Here is a 465-nt window from a genome sequence, read left to right as displayed (position 1 = left end):
TGCGCCATATCTTTTCAGACGGCCAAAAAAAGCGGCGATACCTTTCAGTACCGCCAAAGCTGCTTTGGTGATAAAAACTAAACTTTATTTGCTCGCACAGCGGAAGCCCAAGTTATTTAAAACATATTTGGACTGCAGGCTGGTGCGGATGCCGTAACGTAAGAATGCCGCATAGTTGGACGGGTCGCTTGAACCCACGGATGCGCCGCTACAGAACATTTGTGTGTTGGACGAGCCGGCAGAGAGTTGGCTGCTGTTGAAGTCTTCAGTCCATTCCCAAATCAGGCCATGCATATCATATACACCCCAGTAGTTGGGTTTGCTTTTACCGATGTCGCGCAGGCCGTTGCGGCCGCCGTCTGCATACCAATCCAAGATGGTGCGGTTATAGCCAGGCTCGGCAGAGCCGTCTTTTTGAGTGGCAGAAGCCAAGCCTGCAAACTCCCATTCGTCAATAGTCGGCAG

Annotated in this window: 1 protein-coding gene; it reads right to left on the bottom strand. The window is 51.4% G+C overall.

Going from position 1 to position 465, the window contains the following annotated elements:
* Nucleotides 1-84: 84 nt before the first annotated feature.
* Nucleotides 85-465: formylglycine-generating enzyme family protein (locus ACTHSP_RS21855; RefSeq protein ID WP_440346990.1), on the bottom strand; the 381-nt coding region annotated here is incomplete at its 5' end.

The organism is Neisseria sp. P0001.S005, from assembly GCF_051963715.1.
The sequence above is the reverse complement of the archived record's forward strand: the minus strand, read 5'-3'. Positions and strand labels throughout refer to the sequence as shown.